This is a genomic window from Chitinispirillales bacterium ANBcel5 (assembly GCA_029688955.1).
Lineage (GTDB): Bacteria > Fibrobacterota > Chitinivibrionia > Chitinivibrionales > Chitinispirillaceae > Cellulosispirillum > Cellulosispirillum alkaliphilum.
In genome coordinates this window covers 38,840-60,866 of the sequence record JARUKZ010000007.1, presented here as the reverse complement: position 1 = coordinate 60,866, position 22,027 = coordinate 38,840, and the positions used below count along the sequence as shown (strand labels likewise).

At 39.6% G+C, this 22,027-nt stretch carries 19 protein-coding genes; 10 read left to right on the top strand and 9 right to left on the bottom strand.

Features of this window, described 5'->3' with window-relative positions; translation table 11 throughout:
- Window positions 1–29: 29 nt before the first annotated feature.
- From QA601_05460 to aspS, 3 genes are read right to left on the bottom strand one after another with little or no spacing between them, the layout of a single operon-like run.
- On the bottom strand, window positions 30–1,358 hold the full coding sequence (locus tag QA601_05460; protein MDG5814512.1) for an MFS transporter: 1,329 nt from the start codon (window positions 1,356–1,358) through the stop codon (window positions 30–32).
- A complete protein-coding gene (locus QA601_05455) occupies window positions 1,355–2,611 on the bottom strand; it encodes a hypothetical protein (GenBank protein MDG5814511.1) in 1,257 nt (418 codons plus the stop codon). The genes QA601_05460 and QA601_05455 overlap by 4 nt, the downstream gene beginning before the upstream one ends.
- Window positions 2,612–2,628: 17 nt before the next feature.
- Window positions 2,629–4,482, bottom strand: a complete 1,854-nt coding sequence (aspS, locus tag QA601_05450; protein MDG5814510.1) for an aspartate--tRNA ligase — start codon at window positions 4,480–4,482, stop codon at window positions 2,629–2,631.
- Between the two features lie 277 nt (window positions 4,483–4,759).
- Here aspS and QA601_05445 point away from each other — a divergent pair, with 277 nt between their 5' ends.
- Entirely contained in the window at window positions 4,760–6,538 is a 1,779-nt protein-coding gene (locus QA601_05445; GenBank protein ID MDG5814509.1) for an EAL domain-containing protein, read from the top strand.
- On the opposite strand, the gene QA601_05440 is transcribed toward QA601_05445, so the two are convergent.
- Both QA601_05440 and QA601_05435 read right to left on the bottom strand, forming a co-directional pair.
- Entirely contained in the window at window positions 6,528–7,307 is a 780-nt protein-coding gene (locus QA601_05440; GenBank protein ID MDG5814508.1) for a TatD family hydrolase, read from the bottom strand. The genes QA601_05445 and QA601_05440 overlap by 11 nt on opposite strands.
- A gap of 82 nt (window positions 7,308–7,389) precedes the next feature.
- On the bottom strand, window positions 7,390–7,758 hold the full coding sequence (locus QA601_05435) for a hypothetical protein (GenBank protein ID MDG5814507.1): 369 nt from the start codon (window positions 7,756–7,758) through the stop codon (window positions 7,390–7,392).
- A 283-nt stretch (window positions 7,759–8,041) separates the two neighbouring features.
- Here QA601_05435 and QA601_05430 point away from each other — a divergent pair, with 283 nt between their 5' ends.
- From QA601_05430 to pdxA, 8 genes are all read left to right on the top strand, one after another.
- A complete protein-coding gene (locus QA601_05430; protein ID MDG5814506.1) occupies window positions 8,042–8,857 on the top strand; it encodes a transglycosylase SLT domain-containing protein in 816 nt (271 codons plus the stop codon).
- A 3-nt stretch (window positions 8,858–8,860) separates the two neighbouring features.
- The gene (gene flgN, locus QA601_05425; protein ID MDG5814505.1) at window positions 8,861–9,364 is read left to right on the top strand and encodes a flagellar export chaperone FlgN; all 504 of its coding nucleotides are present in this window, start codon (window positions 8,861–8,863) and stop codon (window positions 9,362–9,364) included.
- 12 nt (window positions 9,365–9,376) lie between these two features.
- Window positions 9,377–11,056 carry a flagellar hook-associated protein FlgK gene (gene flgK, locus QA601_05420; GenBank protein MDG5814504.1) on the top strand — a complete coding sequence of 560 codons (1,680 nt, stop codon included), beginning with the start codon at window positions 9,377–9,379 and terminating at the stop codon, window positions 11,054–11,056.
- Window positions 11,057–11,072: 16 nt separating this feature from the next.
- Complete coding sequence (flgL, locus tag QA601_05415; GenBank protein MDG5814503.1) at window positions 11,073–12,281, top strand: flagellar hook-associated protein FlgL; 1,209 nt, start codon at window positions 11,073–11,075, stop codon at window positions 12,279–12,281.
- Window positions 12,282–12,487: 206 nt separating this feature from the next.
- Entirely contained in the window at window positions 12,488–13,333 is an 846-nt protein-coding gene (locus QA601_05410) for a flagellin (GenBank protein ID MDG5814502.1), read from the top strand.
- 144 nt (window positions 13,334–13,477) lie between these two features.
- On the top strand, window positions 13,478–13,894 hold the full coding sequence (gene fliW / locus QA601_05405; protein MDG5814501.1) for a flagellar assembly protein FliW: 417 nt from the start codon (window positions 13,478–13,480) through the stop codon (window positions 13,892–13,894).
- A 4-nt stretch (window positions 13,895–13,898) separates the two neighbouring features.
- The gene (gene csrA, locus QA601_05400; protein MDG5814500.1) at window positions 13,899–14,138 is read left to right on the top strand and encodes a carbon storage regulator CsrA; all 240 of its coding nucleotides are present in this window, start codon (window positions 13,899–13,901) and stop codon (window positions 14,136–14,138) included.
- 242 nt (window positions 14,139–14,380) lie between these two features.
- Window positions 14,381–15,373: a 4-hydroxythreonine-4-phosphate dehydrogenase PdxA gene (gene pdxA / locus QA601_05395; protein MDG5814499.1), complete on the top strand. Its 993-nt coding sequence runs from the start codon at window positions 14,381–14,383 to the stop codon at window positions 15,371–15,373.
- Here the strand turns inward: pdxA and QA601_05390 are convergent.
- A complete protein-coding gene (locus tag QA601_05390) occupies window positions 15,358–15,885 on the bottom strand; it encodes a methylated-DNA--[protein]-cysteine S-methyltransferase (GenBank protein MDG5814498.1) in 528 nt (175 codons plus the stop codon). The two genes, pdxA and QA601_05390, sit on opposite strands and share 16 nt — an antisense overlap.
- 28 nt (window positions 15,886–15,913) lie before the next feature.
- Window positions 15,914–16,885, bottom strand: coding sequence for a hypothetical protein (locus QA601_05385; protein MDG5814497.1), 972 nt, complete (start codon window positions 16,883–16,885; stop codon window positions 15,914–15,916).
- A 228-nt stretch (window positions 16,886–17,113) separates the two neighbouring features.
- Here QA601_05385 and folE point away from each other — a divergent pair, with 228 nt between their 5' ends.
- Window positions 17,114–17,677: a GTP cyclohydrolase I FolE gene (gene folE / locus QA601_05380; protein ID MDG5814496.1), complete on the top strand. Its 564-nt coding sequence runs from the start codon at window positions 17,114–17,116 to the stop codon at window positions 17,675–17,677.
- Between the two features lie 9 nt (window positions 17,678–17,686).
- On the opposite strand, the gene ptsP is transcribed toward folE, so the two are convergent.
- The gene (gene ptsP / locus QA601_05375; GenBank protein MDG5814495.1) at window positions 17,687–19,441 is read right to left on the bottom strand and encodes a phosphoenolpyruvate--protein phosphotransferase; all 1,755 of its coding nucleotides are present in this window, start codon (window positions 19,439–19,441) and stop codon (window positions 17,687–17,689) included.
- Window positions 19,438–21,846, bottom strand: a complete 2,409-nt coding sequence (glgP, locus tag QA601_05370) for a glycogen/starch/alpha-glucan family phosphorylase (GenBank protein ID MDG5814494.1) — start codon at window positions 21,844–21,846, stop codon at window positions 19,438–19,440. The genes ptsP and glgP overlap by 4 nt, the downstream gene beginning before the upstream one ends.
- Window positions 21,847–22,027: the final 181 nt, after the last annotated feature.

Below are 22,027 nucleotides of genomic sequence, written 5' to 3'. Positions count from 1 at the left end.
TACTCAACGCTGAGTACTCTTTTTTTATTTTATATTTTCTCTCCTACTATCTTTACATCAACATTTCCAATACTGGAGATCGAAACTTTTTTGCGGGTCTTCTCTGCCATGATCAGGAAAACAGCACCACTAACAAATAAAAGTACTATCGAAGACATTCCCACCCTGGATGCCAAAGTTGCCTTTAAACCTAAAAGATGAGAGAAAAATGTAACCATTCCAACAAGTAGCGGTCCTGCAACAGCAAATCTTCCAACAACATTATAGAACCCAAAATATTCTGATGCTTTTCCCTGAGGAATCAATTTTCCGTAATATGATCTGCTAAGAGCCTGAATACCTCCCTGCGCAATAGCCGTTAAAGAGGCAAGTATAATGAACTGAATTTCATTTTCAAGCACAAATGCCCCCCCACCTATAACAACTATATAAATCAGTATTCCAAACAGTATCATTTTCTGTGCGCCAAAATATCTGGCGAGAAGACCAAATCCTAGTGCCGATGGAAAAGCAATGAACTGCACTGCTAAAAGAGCGATCATTAGAGCCCTTGAAGAAAAGCCAATAGAGAGGCCAAAATCTATTGCCATCCTTATAAAGGTGTTAAGCCCATCGATATAAAGCCAATACGCACAAATAAACAGAAACACACTACGATTCTTTGCTATTAACCGAAATGTGTTTTTAAGATTCGATAAGGTATTTAGAAGGGCAGGTTTGGTAACTTGACTATACCTGATTTCTTTTTCTTTAACAAAAAGAAATAATGGTACAGAAAATACGCCCCACCAAATCGCAACAGTCAGGAAAGAAACCCTTATAGCGTGGATCTCGCTTTCAAATCCAAAAAAATTCGGATAGGTGACCATCAAAACATTTACTAAAAACAGTATACCACAGCCAAGATAACCAAAAGAGAAACCAATTGAAGATACACGATCCATTTTTTTCTTTTCGGCGACATCAACCAGAAGCGAGTTATAAAAAAGGTCTGAACAGGAAAATCCGATATTACCGAGAATGAATACGATTAATGCACCTAACCAGTTTCCATGTGAGATAAAATAGAGCCCAAAAGTGCTTGTAGTACCAAGCAACATGAATAGGGCAAGAAATCTTTTTTTTCCTCTACCGACACCAACGATTGACCCCATAAAGAGAGAGAGAAATGCAATCAGTAAACCTGCAACAGTACTCCCCACCCCTAACCTGAATGTACTTAAATTGGTGTGGGCACCAGCGGACCAGTATTTATTAAAAAAAAGAGGAAAAAATCCGGCAAGTACAGTTACAGCAAAAGCCGAGTAAGCCCAATCATACATATACCAGGAAAAGAGGGCCTTTTTACTCGTGTTCAAGTTTTCCTCTCCTGTCTTTGAGCAGCAGGGAAGAGAACGTTATTGAGGATAAGCCTGTACCCGGGTGAATTTTTATGAAGCTCAAGCATTGTTGGCTTATCCCCTACGGCATGAGCATAGTCTTCGGGATCATGACCACCAAGATAGGCAAACTGTCCTTTTCCTATGATTCCATGTATATAATTAACCATAGTGGTACCGGGAACATCACCCAAAATTATCACATCGTTTTTGATCACATTACGGTTCATAGAAGTAAGGAGTCCCAAATATCCTTTAATTACAGATGAATGATTTTGGGTCAACATACTTGGGACAGGATCAAGCTTTGCGCTAAACTCAAAGAGTACAAAATCCTCTGCTTCTTTTCGATTTGGGGTGTTTACCTGATTTACATCAATATTACAAAAGCTTGCAGCAAGGGGATCAGTAATGATTTCAAAATTTTCAAAAGCCATAGTCATAGTAAAGTCAAGCTTACTTCTATAGTCGGGATCAACACCATCACCATCATAAACTTCATCGACGATGTCTGTCCCCAGGGCAGCCAAAGCAATTTCTAAAGTATTAATAGCACTGCACATTGCAAACAGAAAGCCTCCATTTTCCACATATTTCCTTATTGTTAAAGCTACTGCTTTCTTACATTCGGACACCTTATCAAAACCAAGGCTTCTGGCGAGAGATTCAAGTTCATGGCGTTGTTTTTGATACCATGGGGCATTGCTAAAACTTCGATGAAACTTACTATACTGCCCAGTAAAATCTTCATGGTGCAAATGAAGCCAATCGTAGTCATCAAGTTTTCCTGAAAGTACTTCTTTGTCATAAACTTTATCAAAGGGTATTTCTGCATAAGTCAGGGCAAGTGTGACAGCATCATCCCAGGGAAGCTTACCCGGAGGGGTATAGACAGCTATTTTAGGTGGTGTTTCCAAAACAACCTTATGCATGTTGTTCTCTTCAATAGTTTTGGATATTTCACCCCATTTTTCGGGGCCAATGTCTGTAGTCTTTACTCCTGCTTTGCGAAAATTCAGTATAAAAGAATCTCCATTATTAAGAGCAAAGGAGCCACCCCGGAAGTTAAGAAGCCAATAGACTGTCTGGCCCTCTTTAAGAATATTATACACCACACCATATGCTTTTAGATGATCTGTTTGTGTCTGATCCATTGGGATCAAAAGTTTTGCCTGAGACACCCCTGTAAATAAAAGGGAAAACGATACTAAAAGAATTTTAACCTTATACATAAAGCCCTCCTTTTTTTCTAATACTGCACAGGCTTTATATTAAGCTCCTTAAGCTGGTTTTCATTAACATTTGCAGGTGCATTCATCATCTGATCCTGTGCTTTTTGGTTCATCGGAAAAGCTATAACCTCTCTAATATTTGGTTCATCAGTAAGGAGCATAATCATACGGTCAATGCCCGGAGCAATTCCACCATGAGGTGGAGCACCGTATCGAAACGCTTTTATCAACGCACCGAATCGTTTATCAACCTGATCCTTAGTATAACCAGCAATTTCAAAAGCCCTGTACATTATTTGGGGTCTGTGATTTCTAATAGCTCCACTTGAGAGCTCAATTCCATTACAAACGATATCGTATTGAAAAGCCTTAATTCTTAAAGGATCCATAGTATTAAGTGCTTCAAGCCCACCCTGTGGCATTGAAAAGGGGTTATGAGAAAATTCTATTTTCCTTGACTCCTCATTGTATTCATACATGGGATAATCTGTGATCCAACAAAACCTGTAGGCATTTTTTTCTACTAAATCCAGTTCTTTGCCCAGTTTCAAACGAATCTCTCCAGCTAATTTGTTTGCGGTTTTTTCCTCGTTACAAACAAAAAAGACCACATCTCCCGATTTTACTTCCAGATCCGAGGACAGCTGCTCTATTTTTTCTGGAGCGAGAAATTTAGCTATAGGCCCCTTGATCCCATCATCATTCCATACCAGATAAGCAAGGCCCTGACTACCTAGCGATTGCGCAAACTGAACCATTCTGTCGAAAAAGGCTCTGGGTTGAGCTCCCCCTCCCTTTAACGGAATTGCACGAACTACTCCCCCATCCTTAACTGTATCAGAAAAGATTTTAAAACCTGAATCGAGAAAATACTCTGATACATCCTGTATTTCGATATTTATACGCAGATCAGGTTTATCGGTCCCGTACTTAACCATTGCTTCTCTGTAAGGGATTTTTCTAAATGGAATTTCATCACATTTCCAGTCACTAAAAGTAGTAAACACATCGCCCAACACCTGCTCGACAATCTTAAAAACATCCTCCTGTGTAACAAAAGACATTTCCATATCGAGCTGATAAAATTCCCCTGGTGAACGGTCAGCTCGTGCATCTTCATCCCTAAAGCAAGGTGCGATCTGAAAATATCGATCAAAACCTGCAACCATCAGCAACTGTTTGAAAACCTGTGGAGCCTGAGGCAGAGCATAAAACTGTCCCGGGTGCAATCTGGATGGCACAAGATAATCGCGTGCCCCTTCAGGAGATGAGCTGGTGAGAATAGGTGTCTGATACTCGTTAAATCCCATTTCTGTAAGCAGTTTTCTGATATGAGCTATTACTTTTGATCTCATTACAATGTTTTTGTGTATTTCAGAACGTCTTAAATCCAGAAACCGATACTCAAGACGCATCTCTTCAGGTAGGGGATCTTCAGGGAATATGCTAAAGGGAGTAGTTTCACTCTCACCAAGAACGATGAAACTGTCTGCTACCACTTCTACTTCACCGGTAGGGATCTTGGGGTTAATGTTTTCAGTGGAGCGCAATGCAACAAGCCCGTCAAAACGTATTACAGTTTCTTTTGCAAGGTGCGCGATTTTTTTCTGAAATGCCCTGTTGGGGTATATAACTACCTGAGTAATACCGTAATGATCTCTCAGATCGATAAAAAGCACTCCACCGTGGTCTCTTTTATTATGAATCCATCCACTGATTCTGGCAAGTTCACCTACATGATTTTTCCGTAATTGGCTGCAATTATGGGTTCGGTACTCATGAATAGTATTGATAGCATTCTCCTTTTTACAGAAATCACTGGTCTGCTGATCCGTCACTTCAGGGTTGTTACTCTGTGAAACCAAAGACATGCTAGGCCCCCTGCCTCTTTCAGTTTTTTATTTTGTCTTCTACTTTTTTGGCGTATAGTATCCTTTTAGGAAAACAGAATTCAGATCTGTACCACAGAATATCTAAAATATATTCAGGATACGCCACAAACTTCGGTTCATGAACATATGTTTGAATTTTTTTTATGATATACTCCTCAGATTTTAAGATCAAATCAATTGCGCCATTTAAAAATAAGTGATATAATCTACGTTAAAAGGCATGGCAAGAGAACTCCTGGAACATATCACAAAAAATATGAATAGACCTAAGACTCGCAAACAATTACAAAAAGAACTAGAAACACTCAAGGTACAACTCAAACTGTATGCACCGGAGAAGAACGAAAAAGCGAAAAACAAACTGAAACTTTGGGATGTCATTTTCACTAATGCCTCGGAGGGGATAGTAATAACAGATGACCAGGGGATAATTGAATCTATTAACCCGGGGTTTTCAACCATTACTAAATATAGTACTACTGAGGTTATTGGTAGAAAAATCTCTATTCTTAAATCAAATCGTCATAACAGTACGTTTTATCATGATATGTGGCATTCGCTGAATAAACATGGTGTGTGGCAGGGAGAGATTTGGAACAGACGTAAGGATGGTGAAATCTACCCTGAATGGCTTAGTATTAAAGCGGTAAAGGATTCAGAGAATCAGGTCAGACAATATGTAGGAATATTTAGTGATATATCCCAAAACATCAGAAACCAAAACCATGGACATGCCTATTACGATCCTTTAACAGGGCTTCCAAACCGACTTTTACTTCACGACCGTCTCTCTTTTATGCTCAACCACGCCCGAAGAACCAAAAGTTTAATGGCATTGCTTTTACTTGATCTCAACCGTTTTAAGATCATAAATGATACTCTGGGCTATTTAAACGGGGATATTTTACTTCAAACTATTGCTAACAGACTGAACGATTCACTTCGAGATGTTGATGCTGTTTTTAGACTCGGTGATGATGAATTTGCAATAATTCTGGAAGAGATATCACAACAACAGGATGCAGCAAAAGTCGCCAAACGTATTCTTACCCTATGCACACAACCAATAAAGCTTGATGATCATGAATTATATGTGACCACAAGTATTGGTATAAGTATTTTTCCCTCTGATGGGGAAAATCCTGAACAGCTACTAAAAAATGCCGAAGCTGCGATGCAAAGAGCAAAAGAGATGGGTATCAATAATTATCAACACTATAAGCCTGCCATGAACGCTAAGGCCTTTGAGCAATTAACCCTGGAGCACAATCTTAGAAAAGCACTGAAAAGAGATGAATTTGTACTTTTTTATCAGCCTCAGATTGATACAGAAAATCAAACACTGATTGGAGTTGAAGCACTGATTCGCTGGAATCATCCCCAGCTGGGTATGATCCCACCAGCTCAATTTATACCTATTGCCGAAGAAACAGGTATTATCATTCCAATTGGTGAATGGGTGCTATTTTCCGCATGTGAACAGCTTAAATACTGGCAAAAACACTTTAACACCGATATAAGTGTTTCTGTTAATCTCTCTGCACGACAGTTTCAACAACAAGACCTGATTTCTACTGTAGCACGGGTGTTATCGCACACAAACCTTTGCTCAAATTTCCTTCAGCTGGAAATTACAGAAAGCCTTGGAATGAAAAACCCGGAAACCACACTTTTAACCCTCAATAAATTCAAAGATATGGGTATAAAGATAGCCATTGATGATTTTGGCACCGGATATTCATCGCTGAGTTACTTAAAAAAATTCCCTATTCATACCCTAAAAATAGACCGATCATTCGTTAAGGATATTTCTATTGACCCCAATGACGAAGCAATCGTTAAAGCTATTATTGTACTTGCACAAACCATGAATCTGGAAGTTATTGCTGAAGGTGTAGAGAAAGATGAACAGTTACAGTACCTGATCAAGCAGGGCTGCAAAAAGGTTCAGGGTTATTTATATAGCCCCCCTGTTGATACGAAAAAATTAGAAATTTTGTTCACTCAACTTGATCCGGCAAAAATTATTTCATAAAATCTATAATATTAAATGCCTTCAAAGCATTTTGGTAAGTACTTGATGCCACTTCATCGACTTCTGCTTCAAGGATAGAAGCCACTCTTTGTGCAATAAAGACCAAATTAGCCGGTTCATTGGGACCATTTAGTACACCCACAGGCAGCAGGTCGGGAGAATCGGTTTCAAGCAGTATTCTATCCCATTTAACCGCCTTTAAAGAGTTAGGGGTCTTTTTATTCCGAAGGTTACATATGGAACCAGAAAAGGATATAAAAAAGCCCAGTTCAACCAACTCACTTGCTACTTCAGCCGAACCTGAGAAAGAATGAATTATCCCTCTTGTTTTCACCCCTCCTTTTTTTCTGAATAGAGATATCAGATCACCCCATGCCTTAACACAATGAACACTTATGGTGCGTTCATACTTTTCAGCAATAGTAATCTGCCGGCTCAATACTTCAAGCTGCTTGTAACGATCTGTAGTGACCGTATAATCCAGCCCTATCTCTCCCAGACCGGCTCTGGAGTCAGCACTGAGCAGATCCTCAAGTTTTTCGTATCCTTGTTCAGATGCCTGCTGTGCATACCAGGGGTGAATTCCATATGAGCCATATATGACAGAATGTTTCTTTGTGAGTTTTTCTACTCTCAACCAATCCTCAATTTGAGTCCCACAGCACATTATCCCAGCAATCCCGGAAGAGATTGCACGATTAACAACATCAGCACATTCCCCCAAAATACGCTCGTCCTGAAGATGGCAGTGTGAATCAAAGAGTTTCATACCTACCCCTGGGATCCATGTTTTATGGTCAATTTAAACTTGATCAGAAGTATAGCAGCAAGCAGAGATGGAAGGTAAATGATTATTCTACACAGATCTTTCTGATTATTTCAGCAAAATGATCAAGAGAAAAAGGTTTGGATACTCTGGGCAGCTTTTGCAAAAGCTCCGAATTTAAACTAGATTGGTCTGCCCCTACCATAAGAACAGTTCTGTTTAAAATATCAGGAAATTGGCTCTGGATCTGCTGCACTATTTTCTGAGGCTCTTCATCGATGTCGACACTGAACAAAATCAGATCATACTGGGTTTGGCTTTCCATGACCTTTGCTACAAAACTTGAGCTGTTTAATGCCCGGTCCACCTGCACATCCTGAAAATTGATTTGAAGTATGTCACTGAGAAGCTCATGAGAGTCTAAATCATCATCTGCAACCAGAACTTTTACCATGTATTCTCCTGGAGAAAAAAAAAACCGAAAACATCCAAAATATGAAAGTCTTCGGAAACTGATATTAAATATATGTAAGTAATAAAGAACTAGCAACCAACATCGCACACTCTTTCACATAAATCTGTACATTTTTTAAAATGGCAGGAGTTTTCTACCAATCTAATAGGCATATTTTTCCGTTTCCAAACTTCCCAACCAACGTAAACAGTTGATTCTTTGCATATTATGAATTGGCATATGTATTGCATATTCACCTGTCACAGGAAAGGAATTCTGTTTTATGCACATTTCATCAATGCCTAATCAGTACCATAATTTAAAAAACAGCCCTGAAGGGATCAAGGCCGTTGCACAGGAATTTGAAGCCATGTTTACCTCCATCATGTTACGTGCAATGCGCAGCACAGTTGGCGAAGGGGCATTGGTACCTCAGAGTATGGCGGGGAAAATTTACACCGAAATGCTTGATAACCAATACGCATCATTGAGTGCCCGTCATTCATCACTTGGATTAAGTAATCTCCTTAAACGAGAAATAAAACGCCATGATACTCCAGAAAAAACACTCAACGCTTCAAGAGAGTGGAGAGAAATACCTTTATGGGCAAAACAACGACCAGCAACTTCAGTCATAAACACTCCTTCACCTACGGAGCCCAATACTGCTAACTCCACTTTAAGCCCTCTTCTTAGAACAGTTAATAAGTGGAGTGATCTCATCGACGAAAAAGCGCAAAAATATAATGTAGATCGCTACCTGGTTAAAGCTGTAATGGCAAGAGAGTCCGCAGGTGATCCATATGCTGTTTCGAGAGCCGGTGCCAAAGGGCTTATGCAACTCATGGATCCAACGGCACGAGAGCTTGGAGTTACAAATTCTTTTTCACCCCGGGAAAATGTAGATGGTGGGGTTAGATATCTTAGACAAATGCTCGATATGTTTAATGGTAATGAGCAATTGGCATTAGCCTCTTACAATGCCGGACCAGGCAATGTAAGACGGTATAACGGGATTCCTCCCTTTAAAGAAACTCAGCACTATGTAAAAGCAGTACTGCGCATGAGAAACGAAGCCAGAGCTGCAGAAATGGAGTAAGAAATGGATTTAACACCTATTTTCAAGCAGCTAACTGAACTGTTAAGTCAGGAATTGGAGCTTTATACTAAACTCATAAAATCAGCGACTTGCATAAACCAAAGCATAAAAGAAGATAGCATTGAACTGTTGAACGATTCCAGTAAAGCGTATGATGAACAAATATGGTTGGTTGATAAGCTTGAAGAAAAAAGAATCGATATATGCAACACTTTATGCAACAAACTAAATCTCCCCCACTCAGTTCGTTTAAGCAAACTGCTACAGTTTGCTCCTACTCAGTTTTGTTCAAATCTTGAAAAAGTATCGGCTGAACTTAAAGAGAGCGCAAAGAAATTAAGTGAAATTAATACTTCAAATCGCATTTTGTTAGAAGAATCACTGGTTATTATGAATAACAGTTTTGATCTAATTAAACAATCAACAAGATGTGCAAATGGATACAAGAAAAGAGGTAAACAGAACTACTCTCCCACAGGTGTTGCTGTTATTAATCAGGTAATATAAGGATACAATCGTATGAGTCTGTTATCATCATTAAATACTGGCACAAGGGGACTTTTCGCTTCCCAAATGGCCATGGATATAGCCGGCCAGAATATATCTAATGCTGATGTAGAAGGTTATTCACGAAAGAGACTTAACTTAAGTACAGAAAGTCGCTACGATTCTGCTTTGGGTCAGGTTGGAATGGGTGTATCTATTGTTAATATAGAGCGAATGAGAAACACCTTTATAGATGATCAGATCAGGCGCCAAAATGTTGAGGTTGGGTATTTTGAAGAAATGAATCATACATTTAGAAGAATTGAGAATATATTCACAGAACCCGGAGATACTGGAGTTTTGCACTTTATGGACCAGTTCTTCGATTCATGGCAAAACCTTGCTAATAATCCAGCCGACCTTTCTGCCCGTACCATGGTTAAAACAAATGCAGAAATTCTAACCAATGTATTTCATAATGTTGCGGGTGAATTAAGGGATCTTCGCCAAACGCGAAATGATGAAATAACTCAAAAGGTAAACAGGATTAATCAGATTACTGAACAGATTTATAACCTAAATCTTGAAATTGGGGCTGTCGAAGTTGGCGGGCAGAATGCAAATGACAGCAGAGATCAAAGAGACCGATTACTCAAAGAGTTATCAAAAATTACCGATATTTCAATGACCGAAAACAAAATGGGCCAGATCACTGTCAGCGCATCTGGAAGCATTTTAGTCTCTCCGGTTAACCACCAGAAACTGGAAATGACTACTTCATCTCAGAAAACTTCAGATGGAAAGAGTGTTACAGATATTGCGATACGTTTCGCAGAATCGAAACGTCCCTTTAATCCCGGGGGCGGACATCTTAAAGGTCTCTTTGATAGCCGTGATATCTCTGTTCCTCAATATCAGGACTACATTGATCAATTAGCCTTATCACTTGTCGAACACGTAAACTCGTTACACACCGCAGGGTATACTATGGAGGGTTATAGTGGTGTTTTCTTCTTTGACCCTGAAACCACTGGGGCCAGTGATATAGAAATTTCTGCGTCTATAGCAAGTGATGTTCATAATATTGCAGCAGCTTCTGCCGGGGAAATTCAATCGGCAGTAACAAACACCGTAGCACCAACAGCCCATCAATATGGTGATCCACCTGCTCAATTATTTAGAGTCCCGGATGCTACCCCACCGGTAGAGGCGCGAAACATAGTGAGAGATTCCGTAGTGGTTCGTACTGCGGATAATTTGCTTCGGGAGGGTGTCGATTACCATATTAATTACCAGAATGGTACCTTTCAGCTGTTACATAATGGCTATGATGACCAGGAATTTACAATTGATTTCAATTACCGAACCGGTGGTTTCATGGGGCCGGGTGATAATTCTACGGCCTTAAACATTGCACAACTTCGTACTGATCTTGTTATGAATCCCGATACTGTAGGAAATCACACCTCTACTTTTTCCGAATTTTATAGCTCTTTCATTGGAAAACTTGGATTAAGCAAAAACCAATCTCAAAACAATTTGGAAACCAGGGAATTTTTGGTAGAACAGTATCAGAGCCATCAGGATTCAATCAGTGCGGTTTCACTGGATGAGGAGATGGCCAACCTTATCAGATATCAGCATACCTATCAGGCTTCAGCTCGTTTAATCAGCACTACAGACAGAATGCTTGATGTATTGATGAATATGTAAAGCAGGAGGCAAATAGATGAGAATTTCATTTCAAACTGTTAATCGAAATATGCAGTCTGTTATTAATAAACGGTATGGTGAGCTTGCCAGACTCCAGGAGCAAATCTCTACCGGCAGACGTCTTCTGCGCCCCTCTGATGACCCTGTTGATGTTGCTAATACTTTGAAGCTTAAAACCAGAAAACAACAAATCAAACAGTTCAGACGCAACATAGAAGACGGCCTTGGATACATGAATGTAACTGAAACAGCCATGGACAGTATGAATAATTTACTTCAACGTATGCGTGAACTTGGCCTTCAGGCATCATCAGACACAATAGGAGAAAATGAACGAAAATTTATTTTACAGGAAGTTGATCAACTATCTAAACAAATGATAACACTTGCGGTAACGCAGTTTAAGGGCGACTACATATTCAGTGGAACTCAAACAAAAATCCCTCCCCTTACGTTAGAAAAGTCTCAAAGTACTACTGCCGATGATTATGAAAACTTACGTATGAGCTACTTTATGGCTGATGGACTTGCACCAAATTCTACCGTACAATTATATGAAGGGTTTAGTGGAAATGCAGTCGAAAATATTTTACCGGGTTCTTTTACCCTTTCTTATCAGGGAGCTGAATATACAGAAGGTGTTGATTATACTATTGATTATATAACTGGGCAAATAACACTTATAAACCCCGATCTTCTTCAGGATATTGAACCGGGTGGTGCCAACTATCAGCAAGATGAGTTCAGTATCAGCTTTGAATATATTTCGAAGGGGAAAAATGTGCATGGTGACATAGTCACTACACAAGGAGAGATCAAGCGTGAAATTGAAAGCGGCATCACCATGCCTATAAATATAACATTGGATGAAGTTTTTAACAATAATGCTACTGGAAATGAAATGATTACTACAATCCTAACATTTGCTCAGGCACTCCATACCAATGATCATGCTCAGATACAGAGTTCTGTGGACAATATATCATCTGCTCACGAGACAGTTCTTGCAGCGAGGGCAAAAAATGGAGCACGGGTGAATCGATTTGAAATTACCCTTGAGCGCAATGAACACCAACTTGCTACAACAACGGAATTACAGTCAACACTTGAGGATACCGATATGGCAGAAGCGATCAGCAGATTCATGCTGACTGAAAATGTATATAATGCTGCACTGAAATCAGTATCACGTGTAATACAACCTTCCCTGGTAAATTTTCTCTGATAAGGAGGCAAAAATTACCTGTTAGGATGGAGAGTGAAGGACTAAATTAACGTTTTTGGTGGTATTTGGGCCAAAAACAGATTTGGCATACAGGTTGCATATAATGCAAAGAAGAAGCAAGGAAGCAAGGCATGGTCAGGATGACCTGGAGGAGGCAGTACGGAAGACCGGCTGCACGGAAGCATAATCTTTAAAAAGGGGGTACTATGCCTCGCATTAATAACAATGTGCCGGCTATGATTACTGGTAACGCACTTAGAAGTGTAGACAGAAATCTTCAGAAATCTTTGGAGAAGTTGTCCACCGGACTGCGAATTAACCGGGCTGCCGATGATGCTGCCGGATTAAGTGTCTCTGAGCAGCTGCGCACTCAGGTACGCGGCCTCAATATGGGCTCACGCAATATCCAGGACGGAGTTGCTTTGCTTTCTATTGCTGAAGGTGCATTAATCGAAGTAAACTCTATGCTCCAACGCATGCGTGAACTATCGATTCAGGCAGCAAACGATACTCTTACACCTACAGAACGAGGTTACATAGGTATCGAAATCGATCAACTCAAAGAAGAGATCGATCGTGTTGTGAACGGAACCCAATACAACAGCCAAAAACTTTTAAATGGCGATGCACCATGGGGAGCCGCTCCAGGGGGAATATTTCATATTGGACCAAACAATGACCCCACAGCTGACACGATTCAGTATCAAATAGACCCAATGGATACCGCTTCACTTGGCATCGATGGAGCAAATCTTCAGGTCGATACACAGGAAAATGCAGCTGAAGCTATAACCACTCTTGACGAAGCTTTAAACCGGTTAAATTCCTTAAGGGCCGATTTGGGAGCCGTAGTGAACCGTATGGAACACGCTCTTACAAATCAGGAAAACCAGGAACAGAATATGCAGGCAGCTGAATCGGTGATTCGCGATGCTGATTTTGCTGCAGAAACTACCAAATTTACCCGAAATCAAATACTGAGCCAGTCTTCAACTTCCATGCTTGCTCAGGCTAATATGGCACCTCAAAGCGTACTGAGTCTGCTTGGATAATAATTCCCACAATCCCCGTCCAGAGAAAAAGACGGGGATTGAAAGATAGATGATTATGAATTGAAATGGTACATAGTATTGACATTGTTCGAGGTTTAAATGATTTTATTTTTTTAGTGATTAATTTCTTGGAGCCAATTGTATATGAGTGATTTTTTTAAGGATCTTGTCTATTCCAGTGAAGACGTTATCAAATTTCCTTCAGGCATTCCGGGTTTTGAGAACAATAAGGAATTTGTAATTATTTCAATTCCTGATTATGCACCGTTTGAATGGCTTGTTTGTGTAGACGGATCGCGTCTACGATTCGCTATTATAAATCCCCTATTATTTTCACCTGATTACTCTCCAGATATAAAAAAAACACAGCTGGAAGAGCTAAGGATAGAAAAACCTGAAGATATTCTACTGTTTTCTGTTGTTACTATACGAGAAAACCCTTTAGAATCTACAGCTAATCTGATTGGACCCATTATAATTAATAAAAGCAAAAGGATTGGAAAACAGATTATTATTGATGATGACCAATACAGTACCCGGGAACCTATTTTGAGGAAATAATACCATGCTTGTTTTAACACGTAAACTTGGTGAATCCATACGCATTGGAGATACGATCGTGGTTAAGATCGTTGATCTGGATGGCAGAAACGTAAAACTTGGAATTGAAGCACCAAGGAATGTTGCTGTAAATCGAGAGGAAATTTACGAAAAGATTCAAAAAGAAAACAAAGAAGCTTCTGAATCTAAGGAACAGAATCTGGAAAACATTGCTTCAGTATTTAGAAAAGCCGATTCAAAATAGGAATTAAAACAGTATGTATTACCTTTTTTCTATTCAGAATTAGTTACTTTCTATTTTAAAGCTGGTCGCTAAAGCATATAGGTGCTTTATTTTTTTCTATTTCCACAAAACTATTGTTTTATCTTCTTATTGTTAAAGATTCTATACACCTTAGCAGCCGTCTCAATTATTGCTATTTTATATTTTTGTTATTAATTTTACCATTATAACGTTTATTCTTCTTTTAACCTGGTGTTGAATCTGTGAAAAATTCTCCGGTATTTCTGTTAACGATGGGAGATCCTGCCGGTATCGGACCCGAGATTGCTCTAAAAGCACTCTCTGAGAGTGATTACTTTGATAAGTTTAGAGTAGTAATTGTAGGAGATCTCTCTGTTCTTCAATATACAGCCAAAAAACTAAACCAAAACTGCCGATTCAACGAAATTACTGAGCCATGTGAGGCAGTTAAAGACAGAATTAATGTCATCAGTTTAAATGTTACAGCTCCACACTTGTACACTCCCGGCAAGCCACAGGCCATTTGCGGTAAAGCTGCTTTTAGCTATATTCGAAAAGCCATACAGCTTACTATTGAAAAAAAAGCGTGTGGCGTTATAACTAACCCTATCAGTAAGGAATCATTAAAACTTGCTGAGATACCGTTTCCAGGCCATACCGAAATATTTGCTCACTATACTTCAACTACTAACTACTCAATGGTTTTTCTTCTCCATGATGTTGCAGTAGCCCACGTAACAACACACTGCTCATTAAGGGAAGCAATCGAGCAGATAAATGAAGAAAGAGTGTTAAAACAGATTCGTTTGCTTAATAAAACTTTGAAACAACTTGGAAACAAGGAACCTTTAATTGCTGTAAGTGGCCTCAATCCCCATGCTGGTGAAAATGGCCTTTTTGGAAGAGAAGAAATAGAAACGATAAACCCTGCAATAAAAAGAGGCAGGGAAGAAAACATTATGGTTACAGGGCCCTATCCGCCAGACACAGTGTTTATGCGGGCATTTAGAGGTGAATTCAATGGAGTTGTATCAATGTTACATGACCATGGTTTTGTAGCACTAAAATCGATGGACTTTTATCGGGGTGTAAATATCACTGTTGGCCTTCCTATAATACGAACATCTGTAGGCCACGGAACAGCATTTGATCTTGCTTTAAAGGGTATAGCTTCTCAACAAAGTTTGATCAGTGCTATAGAGACTGCCTGGAAATTGTTTCATAGCCGAAGCTGATTTACATCAACACCTTCCCGCTCCAGAAGCTTTTCTTTCAGTAAAATTGATTTATCATTTTTACTTTTTAAAAAACCACCCAAAGTTCCATCACTGCGAATTATCCTGTGACATGGAATAACAAGAGGAAATGGATTGTTTGCCAAAGCAGAAGCAGCAGCCCGTATGGCACCCTTGTTTCCGGCTTTTTCAGCCAGTTGGGCGTAGGTAACTGTTTTACCCCACGGTATTTGTCTTGCTGCAAGCAAAACTGACCTTCTAAAAGCAGTAACGTGTTTAAGCTCAAGCGGCACATCAGGAAATTGCTTTATGTTTCCGCTCAAAAACAAGCGAAAAACTTCACAGTACTCCCAAACCCTTTCCTCATCTTTAAACACAACTGATTCTGAAGTCACGGCCTCTCCCGGTGGATCTAAATCAACCTGATTTATCCTTATTTTACCGGTACTTGTATGCCTGAATGATACCGTCACAGTAGCAACACAATGATTAATTACACACCTTGAGAGCACAACATCACCTTTTCAGAAATCGTCCATTCTACTTAAGAGGAATAGTGATACGAAACGACTCATCTTTCTGAAAGGCGGGAAAGACCCATCCCTTGATTTCCCTGTTCAGCTCTTTATTAAACCTGGCGGTTACAAGACTGGTCGAATGATTCCTAAAATTAGTCACCTCACCCTCTTTTGAAATGTTAAGAGTAACATCTATACTCTCAGGAATAGCTCTCTCATCATACCCCCTTACCATTTCTTCTATCTCAAGAGGAGTGTAATACTCTTCTATAATGGATTCAACAATGGTTTTACGATCTCCCTTAACCTCGTCAAAGTTGTCTTTCAAAGAAGCCCTGCTTAAATGCCTGAGAGTTAGTCCCATTCGACATGCCCTAACATCTATTCGATCCACCAGAGGTAGTAAATCATTATCAGGAAAAAACTCCAAAAGTTCACCATCATATTTAGTGAATATGCGATTATTAAAGTTTAAGTTATCGTCCTGAAAACTAAGTTCCCACATCTCAAGCGCCTTACTTTCCCCATAACAGGTATCAGCTTCAGTTACCAATGCCTGGTGAATTATAATTCCTTCGCAAAGATTTGTACTGCTGTCATGACTTAAAGAATATGGAACGAAATATCCGTTTCTAACATGATGAAACCGTTCTCTTTCTCCTGAAGGTAGATTCAAAGTCCAAGTGATCACATGCCATGCGATACCATTATCGATTAATTCAAGCCTTTCAGACACAGCTACCGGATCGACCTCAGGATCACCAAAATCGTAAACCCAAAAGCCGGCAAACTCTTCTCGTATAGCATCCAATTGATCTTCATCAAACCGTGTTAGATTTCTAAAGTTTTCGAAATCAGCATTTAATAACCCGGCAAGACCGGACATCATCCCACCACTGCTGATTTTTGAGTACAGGATGATACCAACAATTAGCACCAAAAGCAGAGCTAACGCTTTGATATAGGAGTTTTTCTTTTGTGTTCTGGTACGCACGATAACGGCCCTTTCCCTGTGATTTTTTAAACAGTTTAAGAACTTAAGTATACTTCTTACCCAATTCCTTTAACCATAATTGCCTAGGAAAAATGTATTTTCCCTATAAACATAATTTTTTTAGCCTTAAACGGCAATTTCTGTTCCTCAATTTTTTTAAAAAAAGTTGTTACATATTTTAAACGTTTTCTGAGAGTTTTTTGTTACTGGAAATTTAGGAGTTAAAAAGTGGATGGAAAAATGGAGAATGGGATCAGGATGATTATAGAGTCTATTGGTGAGGATCCTAAACGCGAGGGTTTGCTTGATACGCCAACCAGATCCTGCAAAGCGTGGGCCCATCTGACTCAGGGTTATCAACAGAATCCTGAAGAAATAATCAAGAAGGCAATATTTAAAGAGGAATGCAATCACATGATAATCGTACGCGACATAGAGCTGTACAGTATGTGTGAGCATCACATGTTGCCGTTTTTTGGCAAGTGCCATATTGGCTATATCGCCCAAAACAAAGTGTATGGTGTTAGTAAGCTGGCGCGTTTGGTTGACTGTTTTGCCCGAAGACTTCAGGTTCAGGAACGACTCACGCAACAAATTGCAGATGTGATCATGGAACCGATTGACGCTGAGGGGGTTGGAGTTGTAATAGAAGCCCAGCATCTTTGCATGATGATGCGTGGCGTATCCAAGCAAAATTCAAAAATGATAACCTCTGCTATGCTTGGAAGCTTTAGGGATGAGATTGCAACCAGAAATGAATTCTTACGCCTTATAGCAATGGAACGCTCTTAATTCAGTTAACTAAAGCAGTGCATCGGTGGATGGTAATTTGGTAAGAGCATCACCCAAAAGTCTTTTATTGATATTTTTTAGCCACTTAGTCATAGCTTCAGTGGTTTCAATAGCATCTATATGAGAGATGCTTTCAGAAGCTTCTGCCAGACTGATGTTGGCTATTAGCTCTTTTATAAGTGGGATATTCCTTGGCATAACGCTGAATTTTCTTAGTCCTAAGCCTATGAGCAGAGCGGTATGTGAAGGATTACCGGCCATCTCTCCGCAAATTGATAATGGCATTCCATTATCATTTGCTGTTCTGAAAGCAGATCTTATTATTCTTAAAAATGCTGGTTCAACAGGGTTGTAAAGGTAGTTAACTTTTGAATTATTTCTGTCAGCAGCACTAAGATACTGGATCAGATCATTTGTTCCAATGGATGCAAAATCGATTTCTTTCATGAAAGTATTCATCTCAAGAATTGAAAGAGGGACTTCGAATAGCACACCACATTTGGGCATACTAAGTCCCATTTCTGCAGCAATGTTGCCTATTATTTCCTTTGCTGCAAGCCATTCCTGCAGTGTTGTAACCATAGGAACCATGATAGAATAGTTGTAGCCTTCACCAGCTTTTAGAATAGCTCTGATCTGTGTGGCGAATATGTCTTTTCGTTCCAGAAAAATACGAATAGCTCTCCAGCCCATAAACGGATTAAATTCTGAGGGCATTTCAAAAAACTGAGGAATTTTATCTCCCCCGATATCCATAAGTCGGATTACACAGGGTTTTCCATTACTCTTAGCAAGTATCTCTTTATAGTAGGCGTAATGGACATCTTCTGATGGCATCTCTTTTCTGTTTGATAGCAAATATTCAGTTCTAACCAAACCGATACCATCAGCACCATGTTCAACAGCTTCATCAACGTCATCTGGAAGTGAAATATTTGCAAGCACGTCAATTTTAACCCCATCTTTAGTGTAAACGGGCCTGCACCACTTTTTCTTTAAATGTGCTAATTGCTGCTCAACACCTTCACTGCGTTTGTATTTTCCTAAAACAGAAGCAGATGGTCTGATGTACACCGTTGAATTGGTAGCATCAACCAGTAACTGGTCTCCAGGATGAATATATTCCTTTAGGTTACGTACGCCGGAAATAACCGGTATTGAATAGGAGCGCGCAAGGATAGCAGCGTGACTGGTTTTTCCACCGCTTGTTGTGACTACAGCCTCAATTTTTGATTTATCATAGGCTAAAATGTCTGTAGGGGTGAATGTTCTAAGTACTACTAAAACAACCGGTTCAATGAAACTCCTTGCTCTTCCATTGTCCTGATACAGATAAGAAACAAGTTTTTCGCACACCTCTACCATGTCGCTGCATCGTTCTTTAAAATAGGAGGTGCCAGCTGATTCAAACCGTTTTATGAAATCATCAGAAACGATGCGTATAGAACTTTCAAGGTCATAGAGACGTGTAGTAATAGTTTCTACCACCTGCCCAATAAAAGCAGGATCATCGAGAATGTGTTCGTAGATGTTGAGTATGGAAGTGTCCAGTGGAGCCCTGTCCCCCATCTCTTCTATAAGCTGACGATAATCTTTTTTTGCCTGCTCGCGTATCTCTCCAAAGCGTATAACCTCATTGCCTACTTCCTGACGGGAAATAGTCACTGCTGATGCTTGTTGTACAGCTCTTCCTACAAAGTAGGCTTTACCAGCTCCCCAACCAGAAACAACAGATATACCGGTGAGTTTTGAACCCTTATTCATACAGGTATTTTCCAAATAGTTTGAGCGTATTCTTTTACCGCACGGTCAGCAGAAAACCAACCGACCCTTGCGATGTTTAATAAACATTTCCTGTACCAGTCATTTTTATTAGCAAACAGAATATCAATATCCTTTTGTTTAGACACATAGTCATCGAAATCAAGTAAAGCAAATTGCCTATCTGCATCACGTAAGGAAGATAGCAGTGGATATATTGCATGTCCATCCTGAACAGCAGGTAATAATTCATCCAAGAGGGAAAATATATCTTCAAGTCTTCTGTCTGCACCTATAATATCATTGGGATTATAATCATTCATTGCCAGAAGTTCTTCAGTTTTTCTACCGAAAGGAAATATATTATCCGTGCCTACTTTTTCAATCATTTCTAAATTCGACCCACTTCGACTTGCTATGGTTATAGCACCATTGAGGGCAAACTTCATATTGAAAGTACCGGATGCCTCAAGGGTAGCAGTGGATATTTGCTCAGAAAGATCTGCAGCAGGCACTATCCTTTCAGCCCAGCTCATACCGAAGTTGGGAATAAATACGATTTTCATTTTCCCACTAAGTTGTGGATCTTTGTTTACAAGATCAGCTATAACATTTATGAGATGAATAATCTGCTTTGCAAGAAAATCTGAAGGCGAGGCCTTACCGGAGAAGATATGTACTCTGGGCAAAAGTGTTTTATCCCCGTTTTTTATCAGAATATAGCGATGCAATATATGCAACAGATGTAAAACCTGACGTTTGCCCGTATGAATATTTCTACTCTGAATATCAAAAAACATATCTTTATTCACAGAAACACCAATTGTTTCATTCAAAATGGTGCACAAATTTTCTTTAGTTTTAGCTTTTACTAAAGCTAACTTCTTAAGAACATCTGTATTGTCTGCGTGTCGTTCTAAATTGATAAGTTGTTCAGGTTCTTTTATCCACCTGTTTCCAATGGTGTCACTTATCAGTTCAGCTAAATCTTTATTGTCAACAAGCAGCCACCTGCGATGAGCAACTCCGTTTGTTTTAGAGTTAAATCTTTCGGGAAAGTAGCGTGAAAAATGTGGAAAGATCTGTTTCTTTATCAAGTCGGTATGAGACTTTGAAACGCCATTTATAGAAAAGGATCCCAGGATAGCCAGATCAGCAAAACGAATCCTTTTAACTTCTCCCTCCTCTATCAAAGAGAGCTCACGAAGAGTCGAGCTGTTATTACCTGTTCTTTTACCGACTTCTTCAAGATGCAGCTGATTTATATCGAAGATAATTTGCATTATACGTGGTAGCATCTGACCTATTTTGTAAACAGGCCAGGTTTCAATGTTGTCTTTTGACACTGCGTTGCTTGTATAGGCAAAAATGTTTTGCGTAATACTCCACGCTTTGCCCCAGGGTAACCTTTCACTATCGACAAGAATTCGCATCATTTCGGGAATAGCTAGCGCACATTTGCTACCGTTTACCTGTATTACGATTTGTTTGTCCAGATCACTTATTTCACCACCCTGGCTTTTATACCTGCGCACAATGTCTTGAAGCGCAGCACTAACAAAAAAGTACTGCTGCTTAAGACGTAGTTCATGAGCACGCCTAACCCCTTCTTCGGGGAACATAACTTTAGTTATTCTGCCTGATTGGCTTTTCTCATCACAGGCTCTGACATAATCACCGTGATTAAGATAATCGGAAAGGAACTCTTCACTTGCCCGTGCGGACCACATTCTAAGGGTATTAACGGTTTTATTGCAGTATCCTGCAATTGGTACATCATAAGGGACAGCGTGAACGACTTCCTCTCCCTTCCAATTATAAGGGCCAAGTGGGGTTGAATCATTTGCTCTTTTACAATCACCGGCAAACTGTATACTGCAGGAGTATTCAGGGCGCACTATTTCCCAGGGATGCCCTCTATGAAGCCAATCGTAAGGTTTTTCAACCTGTGTGCCGTTTTTAATCTGCTGCTGAAACTGTCCGTAATCGTATCGAAGCCCATATGCCATAACGGGAATATCTAAGGTCGCAGCTGCTTCCAGAAAACAAGCAGCAACTCTGCTTTTTCCATCATTACCCAGTTCAAAATCATCCTCTTTCTGGTACAACTCATCTATAGAGAAACCAAGGGATTCGACTGCAGAGGTCATGGCCTCCATAATCCCCAGGCTGAGGATATTTGAGTATAAACTTTTGCCGAGAGTATATTCCATTGAAAGATAATATACCCGCTTGAGGGTGCGTTCTTTATACCGTTTCTGGGTTTCAATCCAACGATCTACCAGTTCGCTTCTTACCGCATATGCCAAAGCCATGTATTTATCGTAGGTAGTTGCTGTCGATTCATCTTTTGCAAGAAAATAGCGTAGGTAGCGGTAAAAGGTCTCTCGTAAGTTTTTGTTGTTCATAGAGATTTATAGAAACACTGCAAAGAAAGTGTGAATATTCCCGATCCCTGGCACTCAATACTTCCTGAAGCAATACTCCCCTGTTAGAAAAAAGTTTCAGTGTCTAATTCTATTTAAATTATATCACCTATTAAATATAAGATGGTATAAAAAAATACAATATTTTAATGTGCTAATAAAT